Source organism: Acinetobacter sp. V115_6 (genome assembly GCF_031799025.1).
Lineage (GTDB): Bacteria > Pseudomonadota > Gammaproteobacteria > Pseudomonadales > Moraxellaceae > Acinetobacter > Acinetobacter pittii.
On record NZ_JAVQNO010000012.1, the window covers coordinates 94,873 to 116,943 of the forward strand.

At 38.9% G+C, this 22,071-nt stretch carries 21 protein-coding genes; 11 read left to right on the forward strand and 10 right to left on the reverse strand.

Annotated features, from left to right (window positions below):
* The first annotated feature begins 122 nt into the window (after nt 1–122).
* The 3 genes from RMA94_RS01720 to RMA94_RS01730 all read left to right on the forward strand — a co-directional run bounded on the left by RMA94_RS01720 (nt 123) and on the right by RMA94_RS01730 (nt 2,679).
* Nucleotides 123–1,766 carry a nitrite/sulfite reductase gene (locus tag RMA94_RS01720; RefSeq protein WP_004789205.1) on the forward strand — a complete coding sequence of 548 codons (1,644 nt, stop codon included), beginning with the start codon at nt 123–125 and terminating at the stop codon, nt 1,764–1,766.
* Nucleotides 1,759–2,244, forward strand: coding sequence for a DUF934 domain-containing protein (locus tag RMA94_RS01725; RefSeq protein ID WP_017385604.1), 486 nt, complete (start codon nt 1,759–1,761; stop codon nt 2,242–2,244). The genes RMA94_RS01720 and RMA94_RS01725 overlap by 8 nt, the downstream gene beginning before the upstream one ends.
* 81 nt (nt 2,245–2,325) lie before the next feature.
* Complete coding sequence (locus tag RMA94_RS01730; protein ID WP_086265202.1) at nt 2,326–2,679, forward strand: multidrug efflux SMR transporter; 354 nt, start codon at nt 2,326–2,328, stop codon at nt 2,677–2,679.
* 51 nt (nt 2,680–2,730) lie between these two features.
* On the opposite strand, the gene RMA94_RS01735 is transcribed toward RMA94_RS01730, so the two are convergent.
* The 3 genes from RMA94_RS01735 to RMA94_RS01745 all read right to left on the reverse strand — a co-directional run bounded on the left by RMA94_RS01735 (nt 2,731) and on the right by RMA94_RS01745 (nt 5,096).
* Nucleotides 2,731–3,174: a VOC family protein gene (locus tag RMA94_RS01735; protein ID WP_311081593.1), complete on the reverse strand. Its 444-nt coding sequence runs from the start codon at nt 3,172–3,174 to the stop codon at nt 2,731–2,733.
* Between the two features lie 122 nt (nt 3,175–3,296).
* On the reverse strand, nt 3,297–4,472 hold the full coding sequence (locus RMA94_RS01740; protein WP_130173374.1) for a thiolase family protein: 1,176 nt from the start codon (nt 4,470–4,472) through the stop codon (nt 3,297–3,299).
* A gap of 108 nt (nt 4,473–4,580) precedes the next feature.
* Nucleotides 4,581–5,096, reverse strand: a complete 516-nt coding sequence (locus RMA94_RS01745) for a GspH/FimT family pseudopilin (protein ID WP_311081594.1) — start codon at nt 5,094–5,096, stop codon at nt 4,581–4,583.
* 379 nt (nt 5,097–5,475) lie between these two features.
* Between RMA94_RS01745 and omp38 the strand changes: the two genes are divergently transcribed.
* Nucleotides 5,476–6,501, forward strand: coding sequence for an outer membrane protein Omp38 (gene omp38, locus RMA94_RS01750; protein WP_017385600.1), 1,026 nt, complete (start codon nt 5,476–5,478; stop codon nt 6,499–6,501).
* A gap of 121 nt (nt 6,502–6,622) precedes the next feature.
* On the opposite strand, the gene RMA94_RS01755 is transcribed toward omp38, so the two are convergent.
* The 5 genes from RMA94_RS01755 to RMA94_RS01775 all read right to left on the reverse strand — a co-directional run bounded on the left by RMA94_RS01755 (nt 6,623) and on the right by RMA94_RS01775 (nt 12,174).
* Nucleotides 6,623–6,781 (reverse strand): hypothetical protein, encoded by a 159-nt coding sequence (locus RMA94_RS01755; protein WP_165382233.1) that lies wholly within the window; start codon nt 6,779–6,781, stop codon nt 6,623–6,625.
* Nucleotides 6,782–6,784: 3 nt separating this feature from the next.
* Nucleotides 6,785–7,990: an RtcB family protein gene (locus RMA94_RS01760; protein WP_130173372.1), complete on the reverse strand. Its 1,206-nt coding sequence runs from the start codon at nt 7,988–7,990 to the stop codon at nt 6,785–6,787.
* 266 nt (nt 7,991–8,256) lie between these two features.
* Nucleotides 8,257–9,717: an amino acid permease gene (locus tag RMA94_RS01765; RefSeq protein WP_311081598.1), complete on the reverse strand. Its 1,461-nt coding sequence runs from the start codon at nt 9,715–9,717 to the stop codon at nt 8,257–8,259.
* A gap of 21 nt (nt 9,718–9,738) precedes the next feature.
* Entirely contained in the window at nt 9,739–10,752 is a 1,014-nt protein-coding gene (locus RMA94_RS01770; protein WP_130173371.1) for a methyltransferase, read from the reverse strand.
* A gap of 63 nt (nt 10,753–10,815) precedes the next feature.
* On the reverse strand, nt 10,816–12,174 hold the full coding sequence (locus tag RMA94_RS01775) for a uracil-xanthine permease family protein (RefSeq protein WP_130173370.1): 1,359 nt from the start codon (nt 12,172–12,174) through the stop codon (nt 10,816–10,818).
* 178 nt (nt 12,175–12,352) lie between these two features.
* Here RMA94_RS01775 and typA point away from each other — a divergent pair, with 178 nt between their 5' ends.
* The 4 genes from typA (at nt 12,353) to RMA94_RS01795 (ending at nt 16,733) form a co-directional block, all read left to right on the forward strand.
* The gene (gene typA, locus RMA94_RS01780; protein WP_002116501.1) at nt 12,353–14,188 is read left to right on the forward strand and encodes a translational GTPase TypA; all 1,836 of its coding nucleotides are present in this window, start codon (nt 12,353–12,355) and stop codon (nt 14,186–14,188) included.
* A gap of 255 nt (nt 14,189–14,443) precedes the next feature.
* On the forward strand, nt 14,444–14,875 hold the full coding sequence (gene mscL / locus RMA94_RS01785) for a large conductance mechanosensitive channel protein MscL (protein WP_002116334.1): 432 nt from the start codon (nt 14,444–14,446) through the stop codon (nt 14,873–14,875).
* A 135-nt stretch (nt 14,876–15,010) separates the two neighbouring features.
* The gene (locus tag RMA94_RS01790; RefSeq protein WP_130173369.1) at nt 15,011–15,352 is read left to right on the forward strand and encodes a gamma-glutamylcyclotransferase family protein; all 342 of its coding nucleotides are present in this window, start codon (nt 15,011–15,013) and stop codon (nt 15,350–15,352) included.
* 199 nt (nt 15,353–15,551) lie between these two features.
* Nucleotides 15,552–16,733: a carbohydrate porin gene (locus RMA94_RS01795; RefSeq protein WP_130173368.1), complete on the forward strand. Its 1,182-nt coding sequence runs from the start codon at nt 15,552–15,554 to the stop codon at nt 16,731–16,733.
* A gap of 88 nt (nt 16,734–16,821) precedes the next feature.
* Here the strand turns inward: RMA94_RS01795 and RMA94_RS01800 are convergent, their stop codons facing one another.
* Both RMA94_RS01800 and mutM read right to left on the reverse strand, forming a co-directional pair.
* Nucleotides 16,822–17,112: a peptidylprolyl isomerase gene (locus RMA94_RS01800; RefSeq protein WP_002051379.1), complete on the reverse strand. Its 291-nt coding sequence runs from the start codon at nt 17,110–17,112 to the stop codon at nt 16,822–16,824.
* Nucleotides 17,113–17,131: 19 nt separating this feature from the next.
* Entirely contained in the window at nt 17,132–17,956 is an 825-nt protein-coding gene (gene mutM / locus RMA94_RS01805; RefSeq protein WP_311081602.1) for a bifunctional DNA-formamidopyrimidine glycosylase/DNA-(apurinic or apyrimidinic site) lyase, read from the reverse strand.
* Between the two features lie 75 nt (nt 17,957–18,031).
* Between mutM and RMA94_RS01810 the strand changes: the two genes are divergently transcribed.
* The 3 genes from RMA94_RS01810 (at nt 18,032) to RMA94_RS01820 (ending at nt 22,056) form a co-directional block, all read left to right on the forward strand.
* Nucleotides 18,032–18,598 carry a DNA-3-methyladenine glycosylase gene (locus tag RMA94_RS01810; protein WP_311081604.1) on the forward strand — a complete coding sequence of 189 codons (567 nt, stop codon included), beginning with the start codon at nt 18,032–18,034 and terminating at the stop codon, nt 18,596–18,598.
* Between the two features lie 134 nt (nt 18,599–18,732).
* Entirely contained in the window at nt 18,733–20,937 is a 2,205-nt protein-coding gene (locus tag RMA94_RS01815; protein WP_311081606.1) for a TonB-dependent receptor, read from the forward strand.
* 9 nt (nt 20,938–20,946) lie between these two features.
* A complete protein-coding gene (locus RMA94_RS01820) occupies nt 20,947–22,056 on the forward strand; it encodes an NADH:flavin oxidoreductase/NADH oxidase (protein ID WP_311081608.1) in 1,110 nt (369 codons plus the stop codon).
* The last annotated feature ends 15 nt before the right edge of the window (nt 22,057–22,071 follow it).

Here is a 22,071-nt window from a genome sequence, read left to right on the forward strand (position 1 = left end):
TGTCGATTTATATTAAAGCTTATCAATAAAACCGTTATTAAATATGCAAAAAAAGCATTTTATTGATGAATAAAAGCTCGCTATGCTATCCGCCTTAATAATGAATCTACTAGCCATACGCCATGTATTTATATACCGATTTCGACCAGCAGCTGGTTAATGAACGAGTTGCTCAGTTCCGTGATCAAACAGAACGCTATTTAGCTGGCAAACTTTCTGAAGACGAATATCGTCCATTACGTTTGCAAAATGGTTTATATGTGCAACGTTATGCGCCTATGCTGCGTATAGCTGTGCCGTATGGCTTAATGAATTCTAAACAATTACGTAAAGTTGCTGAAGTTTCAACTGCTTATGACCGTGGTTATGCACATGTATCTACACGTCAGAACATCCAGTTGAACTGGCCTGCGCTTGAAGATGTGCCAGATATTTTGGCTGAACTTGCAACTGTACAAATGCATGCCATTCAAACCAGTGGTAACTGTATTCGTAACACCACAACTGACCAATATGCAGGTGTGGTTGCTGGTGAAATTGCAGACCCACGTCCAACATGTGAGTTGATTCGTCAGTGGAGTACATTCCACCCAGAATTTGCATTCTTGCCACGTAAGTTCAAAATCGCTGTTTCTGCACTTGAAGAAAAAGATCGTGCGGCAACTGCATTCCACGATATTGGTGTTTATATCGTGCGTAATGAAGCAGGCGAGATCGGCTACAAAATTATGGCTGGTGGTGGTTTAGGCCGTACTCCAATCATTGGTAGTGTGATTCGTGAGTTTTTACCACGTGAAGATTTAATTGCTTACTTAGAAGCGGTTTTACGTGTTTATAACTTGCATGGCCGTCGTGATAACAAATATAAAGCACGTATCAAAATTCTAGTTAAAGCATTAACTCCTGAAGTGTTTGCACAGAAAGTTGAAGCTGAATTTGAACATACACGTGAAGCATTGAAGATTCAGCCAGAAATCTTGAAAAAACTGGATGAAGAATTCACCCCGTTTGATTATCAAGATTTGGCAGATGAAGACTTTACAGCTTTATTTGCTGAACATCCAAAATTCAAACAGTGGTTCAACATCAACACGCATGCGCATAAAGTGAAGGGCTATCGTATTGTTACGATTTCTCTAAAACGCGCAGGTATTGCGCCAGGTGATATGACCACCGAAGAAATGAATTTTATTGCAGACCTTGCTGATAAATATACTTTCGGCGAACTTCGCACGACTCATGAGCAAAACATTGCTTTGGCAGATGTGCCTCAAAAAGATTTGTTTGATGTATGGCAAGCGCTTGAACAACAAAATATGGCGCGTGCACATATCGGCTTTATTACCGATATCATTAGTTGCCCAGGCGGTGATTTCTGTTCACTTGCAAATGCGAAATCAATTCCAATTGCTGAAGCAATTACACGTCGTTTTGATGACTTAGACAAAGTTTATGATCTTGGTCATTTAGATCTAAATATTTCTGGTTGTATGAATGCTTGTGGTCACCACCACGTAGGTAACATCGGTATTTTAGGTGTAGATAAGAAAGGTGCTGAATTCTACCAAATTACATTAGGTGGTAATTCTGATCATGATGCATCGATCGGTGACATCTTAGGCCCATCATTTGCAGCAGATGCAGTGCCAGATGTCATTGAAGAAGTATTGAATACTTATCTTGATCTACGTACTGAAGGTGAGCGTTTTGTTGATACATATCGCCGTGTAGGAATTCAACCATTTAAGGAGCGTGCATATGCTTAATACAGCTCTACCAGTGCTTTATAAAGATGGCACGATTACAGATAATACTTATCAAATCATTGCTGAAGATGGTGTTATTCCCCAAGGTGATGTTGTTGTAACAACAGCTCAACTCGATCAATTAGCTAACGTTCAAGGCAAAAAAGCTTTGTATGTGACTGTAAATGATTCACCTGAAGAGCACACATTTCCATTAAATGAACTTGATGCAATCTTCATTGAGTTCGCGGGTTTTGGTGATGGTCGTGGTTATTCATTCGCTGCACTACTACGTCGTCAAGGTTTTCAAGGTGAGTTGCGTGCAACTGGTGATGTGTTTAAGGATGTCTTAAACTATTTAAAACGTTCAGGTTTTGATAGTTTTGTGATTAAAGAAGGTAAAGATGTGCAAGAAGCGGCAGCTGGTTTGCAAGACTTTACCAACCCATACCAAGCCTCAACAGCCGTACCGCAAGCAAGTTATCAAACTGGCGCTTAAATAGTTTTTAAATATAAAGGCTGAACTCAGGTTCAGCTTTTTTTATGAATAATTTTTAAATGACTCAACTGAAGAACAACAATGTTTGGTTTAATTTCAAAAATAAATCCTGGTGCTTGGTGGCTACTTTTTGCTATTGCGACAGATGTACTCTCAACATTTTATTCTGCTAAGGGGAATGGCTTAGTCAATAAAACAGCTCAAGGCATTGCTCTGGTTTTGTATATTATTTCTTTTGCATGCGCTGCTATTGCTTTGAAATATATGCAAGCTGGAATCTTATATGTACTTTGGTCTGGGATAGGTGTATTAGCAACAGCTTTTTTGGCAAAGATTTTTCTTGGTCAGAATATTGATATGGCAGGATGGGTGGGAATTGGTTTTATTACTGTAGGTTTAATGATTATTGCACAATATTCCAATATCGATGTTTAAAGCCCTTATAGAAATATTAAGTATCTCTATAAGGGCTAAATATTGAACATATTAGGTATCGAGCTGGCAGTTAACCATCCACTTTATACCGAACTGATCGGTAAAAGCACCGTACAATGCGCCCCAGAACGTTTTTTCTAAAGGCATTTCAATTTGCCCATTAACAGATAAAGCATCAAAAAGTTGTTTTGCTTTTTCGTGCTCATCTTTTTCAAGGTTGATTGAGATGTAGTGATTATTTCCTTGGGTAAAAACGCTGTTAGGGGCACAAAACTGATCATTTGTATCTGAGGCCATAAGCACAGTGTACTCATTAATCGGTAAAGAAACATGTAGAACCAGATTTTTGTCGGCTTCCGATAACGTCACACCCTCAGGCGCTGGCATATCACCATAACGGCTTAACATACCGAATTCACCACCAAATACTGATTTATAAAAGTTAAAGGCTTGTTCTGCTTGACCTTGGAAATTGAGATAGTGATTGAGTTGCATTGTTATTGTCCATTGTTGTTTTCGTTTAAAGGAATAAGTTAAAACTTAAAAGTGATTTTGTGGGTCATTTTTTGTAGTTTTTTCATAAAAAATCCCACCGAAGTGGGATTTTCGAATTTGGATTAAATGAGTTCAATTGCAACTGCTGTTGCCTCACCACCACCAATACAGAGTGCAGCAATACCTTTTTTACCGCCAGTACGTTTCAGTGCATGAATAAGTGTAAGAATAATACGAGAGCCCGTAGAACCTACAGGGTGACCTAGTGCACAAGCACCACCATTGATATTTACTTTCTCTGCATCAAGTTTGAAATCATCAATTGGGCACATAGTAACCATAGCAAAAGCTTCGTTGATTTCCCAAAGATCGACGTCTTGAGCATTCCATCCCGCTTTTTTAAGAACTTTTTCAATAGCACCAACTGGAGCGATCGTAAATTCTGAAGGATGCTGAGAGTTTGACGCTGTCGCGATAATTTTTGCAAGCGGTTGCAAACCACGCTGTGCTGCAACTTCACTTGAAGTTAATACTAATGCAGACGCACCATCCGAAATAGAACTTGCATTTGCGGCGGTAATCGTACCGTCTTTTGCAAAAGCTGGTTTGAGTGAAGGAATCTTGTCAATCTTGGCATTTAAAGGTTGTTCATCCTGATCAACAATGACATCACCTTTACGACTAGGTACGGTAACTGGAACGATTTCGTCTTTGAAATAACCTTCAGTAATTGCTGTTTGAGCACGTTTCAAAGAGCGAATCGCAAAGTCATCCATTTGCTCACGTGTATAGCCACGAGTATTTGCCATATCTTGAGCAAAAGAACCCATTAAACGCCCAGTTTCAGCATCTTCAAGCCCATCAAAGAACATATGATCTTTAATTTCGCCATGGCCCATGCGGTAGCCAGCTCGTGCTTTTGGTAAAACATAAGGTGCATTTGTCATAGACTCCATGCCACCAGCAACAACAACTTCAGCACTACCTGCTTTAATCATATCAGCGGCTTGCATAACAGCTTTCATGCCAGAACCACAAAGCTTGTTAATCGTTACTGCACTTGTAGAGTCTGGTAAGCCAGCTTTACGCATCGCTTGACGTGCTGGACCTTGTTTTAGGCCTGCAGGCAGTACACAACCCATAATGACTTCTTCGACATCAGTAGGTTGTAAACCTGCTCGTGCGATTGCTTCTTTAATCGTTACAGCACCTAATTCAGGCGCTGTAAGTCCTGATAGTGATCCTTGAAAACCACCCATGGCAGTACGAGCACCATTTACAATTACGATGTCAGTCATTGTTGTAATCTCCGATTGTTCTTAATCTCAAAATAAGAAATGTTTAAAACCTAGGCAGTATATTGCAAAAATCAAAGAGAGATATCTTCTGCATTAGACTGTAGAGTTCTAACAATTTTTAAGGTCTTCTAAACGGGTGTGTCCCATTTTGCTGAGAATTAATTTAAAGTTTTTAAGCTGGTTATAAGAACAGTAAGTAAAAGTGCCGTTAGATTCGCGTGGAAGTCCTGTGTCGCCCTGAAATACAATACTATTTAGTTTTTTTCCAAACTTTTGAAATTTTAAAGAACCGTAGCGATGAGCAAGTTCAACATTGGTTAATACTTCTTCATTGTTTTCTCTTTGTAGATTCTGATTCGTGTCTACAAAGCTTATAAGACTTGTATCCCAGTTACTATTACATGTAGACAAATCAACACTTGGGCAAAGTACGACACTCTTATGTCGTAGAATTGCGTCGTATTTGGCTTTTTGTATATGAATTGTGAGTAGTCGAGACGAATTTTTTAATTCTACAGAAGCCATAAATTGATGATATAAAGGAAGCGCTATAGTGACCATGATCATAAGAATTGCGAGCGTTATAGTGAGTTCCAACAACGTGAAACCGGGAGTTTTAAACATTAAAATTCCTTAATATATAAAGAAATATTTTGATTTTATGCTTTCTATCAATGATTTATAATGATTTTTATAGTGAGGAAACACAAAATTAAATAAAGGTTATCAGGATGCTAGAATACTGGTAAAATCACCGTAAGCGAAAGAAAGAAGTTGTTCATATTTGCTAGTTGAGTGAAAAATTACCGAATTACAACGGAAATTGTAAGTAATTTTGTCAATAATTTACTTGATTAAAATTATCAAGCACTTGGAAAGTCTATCAAGTGTTTGTATGATTCAAATGTGAATAGCTTAAAAATAATACTGGGGTGAAAATATCTCAGGGGCCAATAAATTTAGGCTGAGCTTGAACAACAATTGTTATCTCTGGAGGATATCCATGAAATTGAGTCGTATTGCACTTGCTATGCTTGTCGCTGCTCCATTAGCTGCTGCTAATGCGGGCGTAACTGTTACTCCTTTACTAGTAGGTTATACTTGGCAGGATAGTGACCACAACAACGATAAATTAACAAGTCATGCTGAATTACAAGATGATTTATTCGTTGGTGCTGCACTAGGTGTTGAGTTAACTCCTTGGTTAGGTTTTGAAGCTGAATATAACCAAGTTAAAGGCGATCTTGAAGGTACTGGCGTAGCTGGTTCTGAATATAAGCAAAAAACTATTGCTGGTAACTTCTACGCAACTTCAGACTTAATCACTAAGAACTACGACAGCAAATTCAAGCCGTATGTATTATTAGGTGCAGGTCAAACTAAAACTGAGTTTGATGGTATCTATGAAGACAAGAAAGACACTATCGGTAATGCCGGTGTTGGTGCTTTCTACCGTTTGAACGACGCACTATCACTTCGTACAGAAGCTCGTGGTACTTATGATTTTGACGAAAAATACTGGCGTTATACAGCTCTTGCTGGTTTAAACGTAGTTCTTGGTGGTCACTTGAAGCCTGCTGCTCCTGTAGTAGAAGTTGCTCCAGTTGAACCAACTCCAGTTGCTCCACAACCACAAGAGTTGACTGAAGACCTTAACATGGAACTTCGTGTGTTCTTTGATACTAACAAATCAAACATCAAAGACCAATACAAGCCAGAAATCGCTAAAGTTGCTGAGAAGTTAACTGAATACCCTAACGCTACTGCACGTATCGAAGGTCACACAGATAACACTGGTCCACGTAAGTTGAACGAACGTTTATCTTTAGCCCGTGCTAACTCTGTTAAATCAGCTCTTGTAAACGAATACAACGTTGATGCATCTCGTTTGTCTACTCAAGGTTTCGCTTGGGATCAACCGATTGCTGACAACAAGACTAAAGAAGGTCGTGCTATGAACCGTCGTGTATTCGCGACAATCACTGGTAGCCGTACTGTAGTAGTTCAACCTGGTCAACAAGCTCAATAATTTGAGTTCTTGAACAGTAAAAAAGCGACTCGTTAGAGTCGCTTTTTTTATGGCGATTTTTAAAATATTTAGCCATTTCTGTGTCTCCTTAATAATGACTTTCGATCTTGGTTTAAATTAGTTACCAATTACCTTTCTTCAATTGCTGTTTAGTGTCTTGTCTATCTCTGCGATGTTGAGCACGAGGTTTTTCCGTTTCGTGCATACCACCTTTGTGAAGTAAAGGGGATAGAGCTACTTGATTACGGACTTTGATCTTTGGCACTTCTTTAATTTTCATGCTTTAACCTTTAATACATAAAACTTGCTTTAGGGTATGAACGACTTCAATGAGATCTGACTGATTGGCCATGACTTCATCAATGTCTTTATAGGCGCTTGGAATTTCATCGACAACGCCATTGTCTTTACGGCATTCAATACCTTGGGTTTGTTCAATAAGATCTTGCTGATTAAAAAGAACTTTTGCTTTACTTCTGCTCATCTTGCGACCAGCGCCATGAGAACAAGAACAAAATGATTCAGGATTTGCTTTGCCTTTAACGATATAAGATCGTGCTCCCATTGAACCTGGAATAATACCTAACTCATCTAAGCCTGCTCTAATTGCACCTTTTCGGGTAATCAATAGATTTTCGCCAAAATGTGTTTCACGGCTTACATAATTATGATGACAATTAATCGCTTCTTTTGTCATTTGAAAAGAAGGTAGAAGAGGGCGGATCGCTTCTAAAATTAATCGCATCATCTCTTTGCGATTTTCAAAAGCATATTCTTGTGCCCACTCTACAGCTTCTACATAATCATCAAAACTTTTTGAGCCTTCAGCAAAATAACTTAAGTCTTTATCTGGAACATGGCCAAAGCGATGTTGTGCTTCTTTCTTGGCAAGTTCAATAAAGTAAGTACCAATGACGTTACCCAGTCCTCTGCTACCTGAATGCAGCATCACCCATATGTCTTGATTTTCATCAATACATAATTCTATAAAGTGATTGCCACCACCTAAAGTACCAAGTTGCTTTTGCCATGTTGCATCAAATTGTCGAAGCATTCGGACAAGACCAGGATGCTTTTTGATAATTGGTTCTAAGCGTTTTTCAAGTGGAATAATGCTAGAAGCTTTCGCTTTGACTTGTTTATGCAAAGCAAAGCCAACAGGGACTTTACGTTCGATCGCATCACGCAAACGACTTAAGTTATCAGGTAATTGTGAAGCCTTTAAACTCAAGCGAATTGCATTCATCCCACATCCAATATCAACTCCTACAGCAGCAGGAATAATGGCGTGTTTGGTTGGAATAACACTACCTACAGTAGCGCCTTTACCCACATGCACATCAGGCATAACTGCAATGTGAGAATAGATGAATTGCAGCTGAGCCATTTTCTTGAGTTGTTCGACACTTTCACTATCTATATCTTGAGTGAAAATTTTAACAGGGACACCATAGAGTGCCTCTTCGTTTAATATTTTTTGTATGCCCATAATTTTTCTCTTATTTTTCCGTCCGAATAGGCATAAAAAAACCTAGCGAATGCTAGGTTCTAAGTTTAAGCATTCGGACAAGTGGTGTGAATTTGTACACTTGTCCGTGAGCTGACATCGTGCCAAATTATTTAATCTGTTTTACCTTGTACTAATGGCATGATGTCCTCCTTATTTAAAAGTGCCGTTGAAAATCTGAACGGCATTTTACGCTTTTTAAATCAAAGATCAAGCTTTTGATCTTTGATTTACTTTAATGACGAGTTTTAATCTTGCTCAGGTTTGACGTTCATTTGATCGTAAGAGATCAATTTGGTTTTATTTTTCAACTTATAACCTAACCAAATGATCAAGAACAATGGCAAGCTAATATAAGTTGAAAGTAAGCCTAACCAATCGATTTTTCCACCTAAAATGGCTTGATAGTTCTGCCCTAAGATGATGATTGAACAGAGAATAAATGCAAACCAAGGTGCAAATGGGAAAAACTTGGCACGATATGCTAAATCTTCTAATTTATAGCCTTGAGCAATATATCCTTTACGGAAGCGATAGTGTGAAATCGCAATTCCTAACCAAACAATGAAACCACACATACCAGACATATTGAGTAGCCAGTTAAATACTTGCTTTTCTCCAATAAAAGTCGTCAAGAAGCAAAAAGCGGCAATAAATGTGGTGGCATAGAGTGCATTCATCGGAACGCCACGACCATCGAGTTTTGCAAACCACTTTGGTGCACGGCCTTCTTGAGCCATTTTAAACAACATGCGAGTTGAAGAATACATGCCTGAATTACCTGCTGATAAAATAGCGGTAAGAATGACAGCATTCATTAACCCCGCAGCGAAAGCAAAGCCTACTCTTTCATAAAGCAATGTAAACGGAGAAAGTGCGATATCTTCAGTGGCAGCTGCTTGCAATAAATTTGGATCATCATAGGCAATCAGAGTGCCGATAATGAAAATACATAGGATATAGAATAATAAGATTCGCCAGAAAATCTGTTTGATTGCAAGTGGAATTGTCTTCTTTGGATCTTTTGATTCGCCAGCAGCAACCCCAACCATTTCAGTTCCTTGGAAAGAGAATCCGGCAATCATTGCCACACCAATCATGGCTTGTAAACCACCTACAAAAGGTGCCTCTTTGTAAGTCCAGTTCCCGAATGTTGCAACACCAGGAGTTAGCATAATCTTGATGATCATGGCTAAGCCAATAATAATGAATGCAACAATCGCAATCACTTTTACCATTGAGAACCAGAATTCGCTTTCGCCAAATCCCTTTACTGTCATTGCGTTAATCATAAAAATAACGGCAAGGAATAGAGCACTCCAATAGAACCCCGGAATATCAGGGAACCAGAACTTCATAATGAACTGGACCGCAACAAGTTCGAATGCAACTGTGATGGCCCAGTTATACCAATAGTTCCAACCTAGAGCGAAACCAAAACCTTCTTCAACATAACGACTGCCGTAAGTAAAAAAGGCACCGGATGTTGGTGTATGAGTTGCAAGCTCACCTAAGCTGGTCATTAAGAAGTAAATCATAATGCCAATAAGTGAATAGGCGAGTAGCGCTCCACCAGGACCAGCATTTGCAATGGTTGATCCAGAAGCAAGGAAGAGGCCTGTACCAATGGAACCACCAATGGCGATCATATTCAGATGACGAGCCCCAAGCTTACGCTGGAGTTTTTCAGGAGCATGTGTTTCGCTCATGGAGATTCCTTACATAGTTTGTTATGCACAGGCATATAACACCTTAAAGCCTTGATGATCAGTTTTAATCTGGCACTGACCAAAGTGCTTCTCAATTAAGATCGGATAGTTTAAAAAACGGTTTGCTACAATCCATAGCTCACCTGATGCCTTTAAATGTTTTTTAGCGTTTTGGCAGAGTCCTTCACTTGCATCATAGTTGGTATGAATACCTTGATGGAAAGGGGGATTACTGACAATGGCATCGAGTTCTGTTGGAGCGTCTGCAATACCTGTGACAGGCTGCAATCTCAACTGGTCTGACCCTATTCCATTTCGACTAAAAGTCATTTCCGTTGACCGTAAAGCGAAAGCATCAATATCTAGGGCATGAATAATATTACTTGAATTTATTTTTGCCAAATAGCAACTGATAATTCCAGCACCACACCCGAAGTCGGCAATTCTACCTGATTTCACCTGATTAAGATAAGGGAGTAAAACAGCTGTTCCGACATCTAGATGATTTTGGCTAAATACACCGGGAAGGGCACAAATCGTAAGCTCTTGTTCATTAACATGAACATTGTAAGTTTTAAGCCAACTTTCGAGAGGTTTAATTTGTTCTGTTTTTTCAATTTTTAAGTGCCATAGCTGACAGTGACGTGCACTATCAAGTTTAAGTACTTTGCCGAAGCTTTGTAATTGTTTGGCAGCGCGTTCAACACCACCTTTTTTCTCACCGACTAAAAAAACAGACTGAGCAGTTTTAAGATTGCTCATTACGACATGCAGTATGTAATTTAACAGTTCTTTAGATTTGGGAACAAAAATGATCGCTTGATCGAATTCTTGTAATGGAAACTCAACTGAGAAATGCGCATTTGTTCCACTATTTATAAAGCTCTGGTAGTCGGCATAGTTCCATGTCCAGACTGACGCATCAACCTCAGTAGGTAATTGACTGACTAAGGCATCATTCGGTGCATTAATTAACAAGATTCTACCTTTTAAATAGTCTTGTTGTCTTAATACCACTTCACTTCTAGGATCCATGTACATCTCTCATGAAGAAGAATGCCCAGTGGAAACTGGGCAGTAATCAAAATTAAAAAATAGTTATTTGTGTGTTTCAGGGAGTACAACATTTAAAATTAATGCTGCTATACCACCTGTCGCTACGCCAGAGCTAAAAATATTTTTAAATAATTCTGGTAGGTGTTCCAAAATTTGAGGAACTTGAGCAACACCTAAACCTAATGCAAGTGAAATTGCGATAATTAAAAGTGCTCGGCGATCTAAATGAATCGATGAGAGGATGTTAATACCTGATGCTGCCACGGCACCGAACATGACCATCACTGCACCACCTAAAACCGCTTGAGGAACTGCTTGTATTACACCGGCTACTGCTGGAAATAAACCTAATAAAATAAGTAAAGCAGCAATCCAGATACCCACATAACGACTAGCGACACCAGTGAGTTGAATTACACCATTATTTTGAGCAAAAACAGAACTAGGGAAAGTGTTAAATAAGCCTGCGAGTAAAGAGTTCGCGCCATTCACTAAAACGCCACCTTTAATACGCTTCATCCATTCAGGGCCATTAACGGGTTGGTTTGAAAGTTTACTGGTCGCAGTAACGTCACCAATCGCTTCTAAAGATGTGACTAAATAAATAAAAGCCATTGGAATGAATAAGCCCCAAGAAAAGCTTAAACCAAAGTGCATCGGTGTTGGAATCTGCACAAGAGGCGCATCTTTAATGCCTGAGAAATCTAGGTAACCCATAAATCCTGCAAGAATGTAACCAATCACTAAAGCAATTAAAATTGCTGAGCTTTTAATCCACACCACTTGGATACGGTTTAGCACAATAATAATAGCAAGTACGGTGCATGACATAATAAGGTTGTCTGCACTTGCAAAAGTATGGTCTTGCATGGCTTGGTAGCCACCACCCATACTAATCAAGCCTTCCTTAATAAGCGTTAAGCCAATTAATAAAACAACAATTCCAGTCACCAAAGGAGTAATTAGTCTTTTTACCCATGGAAGAATTTGCGAAACACCCATTTCAATAAAGGAGCCAGCAATTACTACACCAAAAATTGCAGCCATAACCTGGTTTACAGGAATCCCTGCGGCAACCATTGCACTACCAATACCAATAATTGGACCAATAAAGTTAAAGCTTGTGCCTTGTACAATCAGAAGGCCAGCACCAAATGGGCCAACTTTTTTACATTGTAGGAACGTAGCAATACCTGAAATCACCAAAGACATCGATAAAATCATGTTGGTTTCAGTGCGTGATACACCTAAAGCTAAACAAATTAGAAGCCCAGGTGTAACAATTGGTACAATAATCGCAAGCAAATGCTGGAAAGCTGCTAAAAAAGCGATCAGGGGTTTTGGTCGATCATCTAAGCCATAAACAAGGTCAAGATGGTCTTGAGAGTGTTGATTGGACATGGGTGTAGGTCCGCCGCAATTTCGCAAATTGGCGCTATTCTAATCGAGATACCTATCTTTACAAAACGAAATACAAGCTATTGGAAATTTTTTTTGTCAATGTCAATAAACTGTCACTACTCAAGAGTAGTGTTTTTCTGTATAATTTGCCCTCAAATTTCAGGCGTTTCGAATTTTCATGTCAGATATCAAAAATCTCCGTAATATCGCAATTATTGCGCACGTCGACCACGGGAAAACCACACTTGTCGATAAACTACTTCAGCAATCTGGTGCTCTCGGTGAACGAGCAGGCGAGATTGAGCGTGTCATGGACTCAAATGCGCTTGAAAGTGAACGTGGTATTACCATTCTTGCAAAGAACACTTCTATTACTTGGTTAGATAAACGTACTGATACAACTTACCGTATCAACATCGTGGATACCCCGGGACACGCCGACTTCGGTGGTGAAGTAGAACGTGTTATGTCGATGGTTGACTGCGTATTACTTTTAGTTGACTCTCAAGAAGGCCCAATGCCACAAACTCGCTTTGTGACACAAAAAGCCTTTGCTCGTGGTTTAAAACCAATTGTTATTATCAACAAAGTTGACAAACCAAGTGCGCGTCCAGATTGGGTTATTGATCAAGTATTTGATTTATTTGATAACCTTGGCGCAACTGATGAGCAATTAGATTTCCCAATCGTTTATGCATCAGGTTTACGTGGTGTAGCGGGTCCTGCTCCAGAAGAACTTGCAGAAGACATGACTCCGTTGTTCGAAACGATTGTAGACATCGTTGAACCACCAGCAGTTGATGTTGATGGTCCATTCCAAATGCAGATTTCATCACTTGACTATAACAGCTTCGTAGGTGTTATCGGTGTTGGTCGTATTCAACGTGGTTCCGTAAAATTAAATACTCCTGTTACTGTAATTGACAAAGAAGGCAATACACGTAACGGTCGTATCTTAAAAATCATGGGTTACCATGGTTTAGAGCGTATTGATGTTGAATCAGCATCTGCTGGTGATATCGTATGTATTACTGGTATCGACGCACTTAACATTTCTGACACGATTTGTGATCCGAAAAATGTTGAAGCATTACCAGCTTTATCTGTAGATGAACCTACAGTATCTATGACTTTCCAAGTAAACAACTCTCCGTTTGCTGGTAAAGAAGGTAAGTTCGTAACTTCACGTAATATCCGTGAACGTCTTGATCGCGAATTAATTCATAACGTAGCTTTACGTGTTGAAGATACTGACAGTCCAGACCGTTTCAAAGTATCTGGCCGTGGTGAACTTCATCTTTCAGTTTTAATTGAAAACATGCGTCGTGAAGGCTTCGAAATGGGCGTATCTCGTCCACAAGTAATCATCAAAGAAATTGATGGTGAAAGACAAGAGCCTTACGAAAACGTAACTTTTGACGTTGAAGAACAGCATCAAGGTGCTGTAATGGAACAAATGGGTCACCGTAAAGGCGAGATGACCAATATGGAAGTTGACGGTAAAGGCCGTATCCGTATTGAAGCAACTGTACCTTCACGTGGTTTGATCGGTTTCCGTTCTGAATTCTTGACCATGACTTCTGGTACAGGGATCATGACTTCAAGCTTCTCGCATTATGGTCCTGTTAAACAAGGTACTGTTGCGAAACGTCAAAACGGTGTATTGATCTCTATGGTTCAAGGTACTTGCTTGGGCTATGCATTGTTCAGTTTACAAGACCGTGGTCGTTTATTCGCTAAACCACAGTTAGAAGTTTACGAAGGTATGATCGTGGGTATTAACTCTCGTTCAGACGATATGGTTGTAAACCCGACTAAAGCGAAACAATTAACTAACGTTCGTGCATCTGGTACAGATGATGCTTTAACTTTAGTACCTGCAATTGAATATACGCTTGAACAAGCGCTTGAATTCATTGAAGACGACGAATTAGTTGAAGTAACACCTAAATCAATCCGTATCCGTAAGCGTTATTTGACTGAAAATGAACGTAAACGTAACCGTGATAAATAATTTTTCTTAATTGAAAAAGAAAAAACCGCTAAATTAATTTAGCGGTTTTTTTAATCGTTATATTTGAAATTAAAGTAAGCTTAAAATCATATTTTTCTTGTAAACGAATATGTTGTTAAAGTGTGAAATAGCTTTCTTTTTTTGATAAAAATATTAAATTATCAATATCATGGCGAGAACTATCTAATTCGATAAGATGCCAATGAAAAAGAAAAATATGACGTGTTTCTGCCCCCGACATCTGGAGATGTTTAGATGAGTATTATTCAAGAATTTAAAGAATTTGCCGTTAAAGGCAATATGATGGATTTAGCCATTGGTGTGATTATTGGTGGTGCTTTTGGCAAAATCGTGGACTCTTTAGTAAAAGATATTATCATGCCACTTATCACTGTAATTACTGGCGGTGGTGTTGATTTTTCACAAAAATTCATTGTATTAGGTGCAAACCCTAATAACTTACAATCTTTAGATGCTTTGCAAAAAGCAGGTATTAATGTTTTAACTTATGGTAATTTCCTCACCATTTTAATTAACTTTATTATTCTGGCGTGGGTTGTGTTCTTAATGGTGAAATTATTAAATAAACTTCGCCGTAATAAAGAAGAGCCAGAGGCTCCAGCTGCAACTCCAGAAGACATTCAATTGTTGCGTGAAATTCGTGATGAGTTAAAAAAGCAAGCTTAATAAGATTTGAAATAAAAAACGGTGCCTTGAGTACCGTTTTTTATTACTTAGTATTTTATGTTGTACTAAAACTATTGGTAACATTGCCAGTAGAGAGAATTTCAACTCAGCATATTGTAAAAGGTATATAAATTAATGAATCAGCTTTTTGTGTATGGCACTTTATGTCCGAATAAAGCAAATGCTCATATTCTCGAACAAATTGGCGGTAGTTGGACCAAAGCCAGTGTAAGAGGTGTGATTCATATTTTAGATTGGGGGCCAGACAAAGGGTTAAAAGCGCTTGAGTTAGATTCGGAAGCAGATTGGGTAGAGGGCTATTTGTTTAGCACAGAAAAACTTGCTGAAAACTGGCAGATGCTTGATGACTTTGAAGGCTTTCAATATGAACGAGTTATAGTAGATGTAATGCTTGAATCAGGGGAAACTGTTAAAGCTTGGACATATCAAATGAATGCTCATGCTAAAAATATTTAAATACGAAAGCTGACTTCACGAACTCAATTTTTTTCTTTTAGATCTAATTTTTAAAATAATATATAGAGGCTCTTGTTTGAGCCTTTTCAAATCAATCAAATAGTCTTCGTTTTCTTTCTAATAACCATTAGTCCTTTTATCCAACCTTGCTTGGAATATAAGTGAGTGTGGAAAACTCACACTTAAAAAGGAATTTTAAATGAAGAAGTCTCCTTGGATTATTGGAACTACGTTTTATGCCATATCGCAAATTACTTTCGCTACTGAAATTGGAGGATATGTACGTACAGGTATAGGAGTTACAGATAGCGGGGAATTACAAGAATGTTTTCAGCTCACTGGCGCACCTTCAAAATACCGTCTTGGAAATGAATGTGAACAATATGCGGAGCTATTTGCCAAACAGAATCTTCTAAAATTGAATGATAATTCTGAGATTAGTATTAATGGAATGCTTCAATTTTATAACCAGTATGGTCAAAGTTTAAGTTTTAGTGGTGACGATGGCTATACGCGCTTAAACCAGATCTATCTAGATTGGAAAAATATTTCTTATTTAAATGGAGCAAATCTTTGGTTAGGCAGAAGATTTTATAATCGAAATGATATTCATATGTCTGATTTATTCTATTGGAACCAAAGCGGAACAGGGTTCGGGATCGATAATTATAAAATTAATGATCTGTCATTAAGCTATGTTTTCTCTAGAAAAGATAATGTATTTCAGAAAAAATATATTAATAGACATGACTTTACCATAAAAGACATTCAGCTAAATGGTACAAATAAACTCAATACAGGCTTATCTATTATTGATGCAGATCATACAGGTTGGGCCTTAACATTGCAGAATATAACTTCCGATGTCTTAAATGGTAAGAATACAGTTGCTTTGCAATATGGCGAAGGAACAGGTATAGGACTAAGTTATACTGGCAACCCTGAGTTGGACCGAGATAATTCTTCTTTAAGATTCATTGAAGTTTTAGATTGGGAATCTGAAAATAAAGTTTTCAATGGACAGGCTCAATTTATATATCAAAAAGATAAATTTAAGAATCAGAATGATAGCGAATGGTTTTCGATAGGCTCCCGAATGGCTTATGTTGTACAAGACCATTTTAAAATATCGACCGAAATTGGCTATGACCAGATAGATAACAATGATCAAAATCGAAGTCTAACAAAATTGACTATTGCACCAACTTGGTCACTAAAAGGAACAGGATTTTACGACAGACCTGAACTTCGGTTGTATTACACCTATGCTTTTTGGAACAAGGATGAACAAAATTTGAGAGATCGTTTATATCCTGATAGTGATTTTTATAACACAGGACATGGGTCAAATTTTGGCATGCAACTAGAATATTGGTGGTAAATTTAAAAAATAAAAGAGGTCGGTAATGGCCTCTTTTATTGAGTAACTGGGCTATTGTTTATGAATTTAAATTAACTTGTGAGGGGGCTTATCTTAAGCTACCCATTCTGAATTTAACTTCTAAAAGATGATAGCCAAACTGACTTTTGATCGGACCTTGTAACACACGTTCAGCAGCTGTAAAAACAACTTTGTCGATGACGGGCACCAATTGCCCTTTTTTGACTTCACCAAGTTCACCACCACGTTTTGCCGAATTACAGGTAGAGTATTGCTTGGCAAGTTTGGCAAAGTCAGCGCCACTTTGTAACTTCTTTTTTAGCTGCTCAGCTAAGTCTTTATCTTTGACTAAAATATGTCGGACAATTGCTGTTTGCATGTTGTCTTCCTCCAAAAAATTAAGGCTTTCTCAGCTTTTTAAGCGGTTGGCACTGTGGGCAAAATACGCTGGCACGCTGACCAAGTTTTAAGTTTTCTAATGTGGTTTCACAGTTAACGCACATTTCTCCAGCACGACCATACGCGAGCAAGGTTTGCTGAAAATAACCATTTTCTCCCATGGCATTGCTGTAGTCTCGTAATGTCGAGCCACCTAAATCAATTGCCGACTTTAAAATGCGCTTAATCTCGACAACAAGTTTCTCAATTTGTTGCATGCTTAAGTCACCAACGGGCTGTGCTGGGTGAATACCAACATTAAACAAACTTTCAGTTGCATAAATATTGCCTACACCGACGACTACATGATTATCCATGAGTGCAATTTTTATGCCGACAGATTTATTTTTGAGTTTGGAAGCTAGATATTCTGCATGAAAGTCGTCACTTAAAGGTTCAGGCCCTAAAGTATCTATAAGTTTGCCTTGAGTTTGTGGGTTAAGCCAAAGAATACAGCCAAAACGACGTGGGTCATGGTAACGTAATTGCTGATCTTCAAATTGAATAATTAGATGGTCATGCTTTCTCAGTTCGTCATTTGGCTCGGTTAGACGAAAGCTTCCTGACATGCCCAAATGCCAAAGCATTTGATCTTGTTCAAACTCTGCCAAAATATATTTTGAACGTCGATTTAACCCAATGAGACGTTGTCCAACAAGTTTCTGAACATCATCTGGTATAGGCCAGCGTAAGCTAGGATTGCGTACTTCAACACTTAGAACTTTTTGATTCAATAATGGAAATAAACTAGTTTTAGTGGTTTCGACTTCGGGTAACTCAGGCATGCCAACTCGCAGAATTAACAGATATACTGGATTAATCAAGTATAACGTGTGGTATGTAATATTTCAGAGATTACTATGTCAGATATTTTACCATTAAGCTGGTTTCAACGTGAAACCTCAGAAGTAGCTTATGATTTAATCGGCTGCGTATTGTGTAAGCGACAACCTGATGGCCAAGTGATCCGCTGTACAATTAGTGAAACAGAAGCTTATTTGGGCGTTCGCGATAAAGCCTGCCATAGCTACACTGACAAACGTACCGCACGAACAGATGTAATGTATCGCTCTGGCGGTACGATTTATGTTTACTTAATTTATGGCATGTATGAAATGCTCAACCTCATTACTCAGACAGAAGGTGTGCCTGAAGGGGTAATGATTCGTTCTGCATTTTTAAATGGTGCTTCAACCAAAAAAGACTATAAGCTTTTAGCTGGACCTGGCAAATTGACACGCTATTTGGGTATTGATCGGACTTTAAAAGGACAAACCTTAGGAGAGGAATCTGGACTATGGGTTGAAGCGGCATCAACGCAACCAGAAGTAGTGCTAACGCCACGTATTGGAATTGATTATGCCGAAGAAGCAAAACATTGGCCTGAACGATATTGCTGGAAAGATCATCCATCTTTGAGTCGATAATTTTAATCTGGAAATAAATTTTTAGATATTGATGAAGAGTGTTCCAGATTTACAACAATGCAGATCGAATTCAATATCCAGACAAGACACTGCTTTTTGTTATCATAACTACAATATAAATAAAGGAAATAAGCATGTCCTTATTACGCTTAGACCGACTTCATTACTGTATTTTGATGAGTATGGGCTGTATTTCTAGCCCACTTGTTTGGGCAGAAGATTTAACACAAGACGTAACTGTATTGCCAACATTACATGTGGAAGCAACCCGTACCGATACAACCTATTTGCAGACGCCGGCTTCGGTTTTTCGGATAGATGCACCTAAAGTTGATACTTCTTCACAAGTAAATTTAACCGAAGTTGTGAAAGGTGTACCGAGTTTACAGATTCGTAATCGTGAAAATTATGCCCAAGATTTACAGCTCTCTATGCGTGGTTTTGGTGCACGTTCTACTTTTGGTGTCCGTGGTATTCGCCTTTATGTAGACGGGATTCCTGCAACAATGCCAGATGGACAAGGCCAAACGTCTAATATCGATTTAAGTAGTTTGGACCATGTTGAAGTTCTAACAGGACCTTTTTCTTCACTTTATGGAAACTCATCGGGTGGGACGATTTTAACTTCTACTAAAGAAGGGCAAGGCAAAGATTCAATTGAGCTGAGCTATTCGGGAGGCAGCCACGATAAAAGCCGAGCAGGACTTGTGCTACAAGGTGGAGCAAAGGGCGCGAATGAACCAAGTTATGTTATTAGTTCATCATACTTCGATACTGATGGTTACCGAGAACATAGCGGTGCAGAAAAAGTGCTAAATAATGCAAAGCTCAGTTGGAATCTTGATGATGGTAGTAAAATCAACTGGGTAACCAACTATGTAAAAATTCATGCAGACGATCCAATGGGGTTGGAGCGTAAGGATTGGCAAGCAAACCCAAAACAGATTGCTCCTTATGTAAAAAAAATGGGGTTTAACGCGCGCAAAGATATTGAACAAACTCAAACAGGTATAACTTGGTTTAAGCCGATTAACGATAAAAATGAACTCTATGCCATGGCATATTTAGGCAATCGCCAAGTTACTCAATATCAATCTATCCCACAAGGACAGGTAGTAGTGGAAAATGGCAAGCCAGTTTATACAGGTCAAAAGAGCCCTAAGCATGCTGGCGGAGTCATTGATTTTGAACGTAATTATTATGGTGCTGATTTCCGTTGGACAGGAAAAGAACTACTACCAAATACCACTGTAAGTATCGGGGTTGCACTCGATGCAATGGATGAAGATCGTAAAGGTTTTGAAAATTTTAATGCGGATGGTATTTATGGTGTCAAAGGTAATTTACGCCGTGATGAAGATAATACTTTATGGAATATTGACCCGTATTTACAAGCTTCATGGCAGTTTTTACCAACATGGCGTTTAGATACGGGTGTGCGTTATAGCAATGTCCATTACAAGTCAAAAGATCATTTTACTTCAAGGCCTGATGAGTATGGCACTGTTAACGGTGATGATAGTGGCAAAATAGATTACGATAAAGTTTTACCTTCTGCTGCTTTAAGTTGGCAAATTTTACCTAAACTCCTGGCCTATGTGAGTTATGCCAAAGGCTTTGAAACACCAACTTTTACTGAAATGGCTTATCAGACTGATACTTCAAAGTCAGGTTTTAACTTTGATTTAAAACCATCCACAAGCGATACCTATGAAACAGGCTTAAAGTCACAAAACCATTTAGGTGATTTTACGTTAGCAGTTTTCCAAACAAAAACTAAGAATGATATTGTTTCAGCTGGAAGCTTAGATGGGCGTTCAACATTCCGTAATGCAGATAAAACCTTACGTGAAGGTGTAGAGTTTGCATGGAATAAAAAGTTGTGGCGAGATTTAACTGCGACTGCAAGCTATACATATTTAGATGCAACTTTTGATGCAAGTGTTCCTGAAAAGCTTGGTCAAGACGGCAAAGTTCTCGCTTCAGCAATTACATCAGGAAATGCCATTCCAGGAATTGCTAAAAACCAAGCTTATGCCTCTTTGGCTTGGCAACCATCGCACGGGCTCTATGGTGGTGTAGATATACAGTATATGGATAAAGTATACGTGAATGATACCAACAGTGACGCAGCGCCAAGCTACAGTGTAACCTCAGCTAATGTGGGTTATGCATGGGTAATGGGCGACTGGAAAGTGAATAGTTTTGCCCGTGTAGATAACCTATTTGATAAAAACTATGCAGGTTCAGTGATCGTAAATGATGGTAATGGACGCTACTTTGAACCAGCGGATGGACGTAACTGGAGTGCAGGTTTACGTGTAATTAAGCAATTCTAGGAATTAAAAATGGCAAAATTATTTGAAACGGTTAACTTTGGTTCACTACAACTGGTCAATAGAATTGTAATTGCTCCGATGTGCCAATATTCGGCAACAGATGCCGGTGAAATTACCTATTGGCATGAACAGCAATGGGCGAATTATGCATTGTCTGGCGCAGGACTTTGTATTGTTGAGGCGACTGCTGTACAACCTGAAGGTCGGATTAGCTATGCTGACCTTGGGCTTTGGAATGATCAACAACGTGACAAAATTAAAACGTTGTTAGCTAAGGTTCATACACTTTCACCGATGCCATTTGGAATTCAGTTAGCACATGCAGGGCGTAAAGCATCTACTGAAAAGCCGTGGTTAGGTAAAGGTCAGATTGCAAAAGATCAGCCTCATGGTTGGCAAACGGTTGCACCAAGTGAAAGTACCTTTTCGGTCCATGATGCAGCGCCCCATGCTTTGACTATTGCTGAGATTAAACAAGTTCAACAAGACTTTGCAGCGGCTGCAAAACGTGCGGTTGAAGCTGGATTTGAGTTGATTGAAGTTCATGCCGCGCATGGTTATTTACTACATCAATTCTTATCGCCAATTGCCAATCAGCGTACTGATGAATATGGCGGTTCTTTAGAAAACCGTATGCGTATGACCCTTGAAGTTCTTCAGGCAATTAAACTCGCTGTACCAGAAGGTTATCCTGTTGGTGTTAGGCTGTCTGCGACCGATTGGTTGGAGAGTATCGAGCATTGGGATGTTGAATCTACAGTGGGTTTATCAAAAGCTTTAGAGCAATTGGGCGCAGCCTACGTGCATGTGTCTAGTGGTGGTTTGCATGAGCATCAATCTATTACGATTGGGGCCGGTTACCAAGTTCCATTTGCTGAGCAAGTCAAAAAGCATGTGTCTATTCCCGTTATTGCTGTGGGGTTAATTACTGAGCCAGAACATGCTGAACAAATTTTGGAAAACCAGCAAGCTGATGCTATTGGTCTTGCTCGTGCAATGCTATATGACCCAAGATGGCCTTGGCATGCAGCAGCAGCTTTAGGTGCAGAAGTTAAAATTGCACCTCAGTATTTACGTTGCCAACCTCATGGATTAAAACAGCTTTTTAACTCTTTTTAATTGTATTGGGCAAAG